This window comes from Bacteroides coprosuis (assembly GCF_020741705.1).
Lineage (GTDB): Bacteria > Bacteroidota > Bacteroidia > Bacteroidales > Bacteroidaceae > Bacteroides_E > Bacteroides_E coprosuis.
The window spans coordinates 1-4,298 of record NZ_DYYK01000090.1 but is presented as its reverse complement, the minus strand read 5'-3'; the positions used below and the strand labels follow the sequence as shown (position 1 = coordinate 4,298).

Here is a 4,298-nt window from a genome sequence, read left to right as displayed (position 1 = left end):
GTATTTTAAGAGAATTCAAAGGATGAAGAAAAGAAAAAGTCAAATTGACTCAAAAAAAGAGGATTACACGAGAAATAAGTAAAATAAATAGGAATTTTTACCAAAAATAGAAAAAGTTTATCTAGAAAAAGCTTCAATAAGCCCGTTGGAGTAACTGATAGTCAGTCTGTACCACACGATAATGAAATTCATAATTATTGACTTCAAAATATTCACTTATTGAGCAAAAATAGCAGTAAAATATTTTGGTTATTTCAAACCCGTCTTTAGGATAGATATAAAAGGGCTAATTGGGTATATAATCCACGGCTATAGGGCTTGTAAGGCTATTTAAGTTTGTTATTAAAAAGCTTTCTTATCTCCCAAAAAAGTAGTACTTTTACATAACTTTTTATGAGATAAAAATATATAATAAATAATCCTTTTAAATGGTTGAACAAGACAGAATTATAAAGATCAACATTGAAGACGAGATGAAATCTTCTTACATCGATTATTCGATGTCAGTTATCGTATCTCGTGCTCTTCCAGATGTTAGAGATGGATTTAAGCCTGTTCACCGTCGTATCCTTTATGGTATGATGGAACTAGGTAATACTTCAGATAAACCCTATAAGAAATCAGCTAGAATTGTGGGTGAGGTTTTAGGTAAATATCACCCTCACGGAGATAGTTCCGTTTACTTAGCCATGGTGAGAATGGCACAAGAATGGGCAATGCGCTATCCTTTAGTTGATGGGCAAGGTAACTTTGGTTCTGTCGATGGTGATAGTCCTGCGGCTATGCGTTATACAGAAGCTCGTCTAAATAAGATGGGTGAAGAGATGATGCAGGACTTATATAAAGAAACTGTTGACTTTGATCCAAACTTTGATAATACCCTTCAAGAGCCAAAAGTGCTTCCTGCACGTATTCCTAACTTATTAGTGAATGGGGCATCGGGTATTGCAGTGGGTATGGCTACAAATATGCCTCCTCACAACCTTTCTGAAGTTATTGACGCTTGTCAGGCTTACTTAGAGAATACAGAAATTGATGTTGAAGGCTTAATGCAATATGTCAAAGCTCCCGACTTCCCAACAGGAGGTTTCATCTATGGTATGAGTGGAGTGAAAGAGGCTTTTGAAACAGGTCGTGGACGTGTGGTTATGCGTGCAAGAGCTGAGATAGAAGCTGGGCAAACTCATGAAAAAATTGTCATTTCGGAAATACCTTATAACGTAAATAAAGCAGACCTTATCAAACACATTGCAGACTTAGTCAATGAAAAACGTATTGAAGGTATTGCCAACGTGAATGATGAGTCTGACCGTAGTGGTATGCGTATTGTTGTGGACTGTAAACGAGATGCGAATGCAAACGTAGTCCTTAATAAGCTGTACAAGATGACAGCCCTACAATCTTCATTCGGGGTAAATAACGTAGCACTGGTAGATGGTCGTCCACATACCTTAAATCTTCGTGATTTAGTGGCCAATTTCGTAGAACACCGTCATGATGTAGTGATTCGTCGTACACAGTTCGACCTTCGCAAAGCAGAAGAACGTGCACATATCTTAGAAGGTTTGATTATTGCTTCTGATAATATTGACGAAGTAATCAAAATTATTCGTGCAGCTAAGAATCCTAACGAAGCTATTACAAACTTAATGACTCGTTTTGAATTGTCAGAAATTCAAGCTCGTGCCATTGTTGAAATGCGTCTTCGTCAGTTGACTGGCCTAATGCAAGATCAACTTCATGGAGAATACCAAGAAGTAATGGCTCGTATTGCTGAGTACAAAGAAATCTTGAATAACGATGAGAAATGTCGTGAAGTAATCAAGGCAGAACTACAAGAAGTAAAAGACAAGTATGGCGACGAGCGTCGTTCAGAAATTGTTTATTCTTCGGAAGAGTTTAACCCAGAAGATTTCTATTCAAATGACCCTATGATTATTACTATTTCTCACATGGGTTATATCAAGCGTACACCATTATCAGATTTTACTTCTCAAAATAGAGGAGGGGTGGGTTCGAAAGGAACAGATACACGTGATCAAGATTTCATCGAACATATCTATCCTGCTACCATGCACAACACCATGATGTTCTTTACTCAGATGGGTAAATGCTATTGGTTGAAAGTGTATGAGATTCCAGAAGGGTCGAAAAATTCTAAGGGTAGAGCGATACAAAATTTATTGAATATTGATAGAAATGATGCAGTAAATGCTTATCTTAGAGTTGAGGACTTGAATGATGAGGAATTTATTAATAGTCATTATGTTATCTTCTGTACAAAACACGGTGTCATAAAGAAAACACTATTAGAACAATACTCTCGTCCACGTCAAAATGGTGTGAATGCTATTACAATTCGTGAAGACGATAAAGTAATAGAAGTTCGCCTAACCAATGGAAAATGTAATATTGTTATTGCCAACAAAAATGGTAGAGCTATTCGTTTCCATGAGGAAAATGTCCGCCCTATGGGGAGAACAGCAACAGGTGTTCGTGGAATTCGCTTAGATGAAGATGGACAAGATGAAGTTGTGGGAATGGTTGCTATTCGTGATCTAGAAACAGAAACTATCATGGTAGTATCTGAAGAAGGTTATGGTAAACGTTCTGAAGTAGAAGACTATCGTATCACTAATCGAGGAGGTAAAGGTGTGAAAACCATGAACATTACCGAGAAAACAGGTAAATTAGTAGGTATAGAGTCTGTAACCGATGAAAATGACTTGATGATCATCAATAAATCAGGAGTAACAATCCGTCTTGATGTTGAAGATGTAAGAGTTATGGGTCGTGCTACTCAGGGAGTTAGATTAATTAATCTAGACAAGAGAAACGATCATATCGGTTCGATCTGTAAAGTCCTTTCAGAAGAAGAGGAAGAAATTATCGAAGAGGAAGATGTTGATGTAGAAGGTATGGAGCAAGCACCAACTGAGGATGAAGATACATCTACAGAAGGAGGAAATCCATCTACTGGCATGCTTTTTGATGATAATGACTTATAAATAGATTAAGGAAAAATTACTTCAATAAATAATAAACAAAACAACAATCATGAAAAAAGTACTATTATCAGTGGCTTTACTTGCAGGAGCATTTACTTTCTCATTTGCTCAGCAAAAATCTGTAAAAGAGGCCAAACGTATTGCTAATGGTGTTAATCCAGATTTCGCTCAAGCAGAACAGCTAATCAATGAAGCTTTAGTAAATGATGAAACTAAAGATGATCCTGCTACATGGGATGTTGCTGGTTTTATTCAACAGAGAAGAGTTGAAGAAGAACAGAAGAAACAATACCTTAAACAGGCTTTTGATACTGTAGGTGTTTACAATAGCGTGAGCAAACTAGTTGAATACTACGCAAAATGTGATGAACTAGCAGAAATTCCGAACGAAAAAGGAAAGATTAAAAACAAATTCAGAAAGAATAACTCTAAGATTGTTCTTCAGTTCCGTCCAGAATTGATCAACGGTGGTGTGTATTTCTTTAACGTAAACAAAGATAAAGAAGCGTTTGATTTCTTTGCTAAGTATCTAACATCAGCTACTCTTCCTATGTTTGAAGGCGCTGACTTGAAAACAACAGACGAAAACTTTAAGGTAATTGCATACTATGCAACACTTGCTGCTATGCGTCTTGAAGATTATCCAGAAATTGAAAAATTTGCTCCTCTAGCTGTTGATACAACTAAAGAAGGTATGCAAGCACTTGAAATCTTAAGCTACTCTTACAAGGCTCAAGAAAAAGAGGCTGAATTCTTGGCTTCACTTAAAGATGGTATGGCTCAGTTCCCAGAACATCTATACTTCTTTGGTAATCTAGTAGATTACTACGTGAACCACGAACAGTTTGATGATGCTCTTGCTCTAGCTAAAGATATGGTTGCTAAATATCCAGAAAATAGCTACTATGTATATGTGCAAGGTTTTATCAACCACCACATGAAGAACTATGATGAAGCAGCTGCATGTTTTGCTAAGGCTATCGAACTAGATCCAAGCAATGCTGAAGCTCATTCAAACTTAGGTCTTGTTTATACTATTCAAGCTCAAGCTATCTTAGATGCTGTTCCTGTAGATCTTGACATCAATGATCCAGAGTACAAAGCAGCTACAGAAAAAGCAATAGATCTTTACAAAAAAGCTCTTCCTAACTACGAAAAAGCTAGAGAACTTAAACCAGAAGAACAAAGTCTATGGTTACAAGGTCTTTACCTAGTTTACTACAAATTGGGTATGGAAGAAATTGAAGAAATCGAAGCTCTATTATAATAAGTAGATTAGATTAAAAAATA

2 protein-coding genes are annotated in these 4,298 nt (G+C 36.5%); both read left to right on the top strand.

Going from position 1 to position 4,298, the window contains the following annotated elements; genetic code table 11:
* The first annotated feature begins 428 nt into the window (after positions 1-428).
* A complete protein-coding gene (gene gyrA / locus K8V80_RS05355; protein ID WP_276775926.1) occupies positions 429-3,008 on the top strand; it encodes a DNA gyrase subunit A in 2,580 nt (859 codons plus the stop codon).
* A 49-nt stretch (positions 3,009-3,057) separates the two neighbouring features.
* Positions 3,058-4,275, top strand: coding sequence for a tetratricopeptide repeat protein (locus tag K8V80_RS05350; RefSeq protein ID WP_276775924.1), 1,218 nt, complete (start codon positions 3,058-3,060; stop codon positions 4,273-4,275).
* The last annotated feature ends 23 nt before the right edge of the window (positions 4,276-4,298 follow it).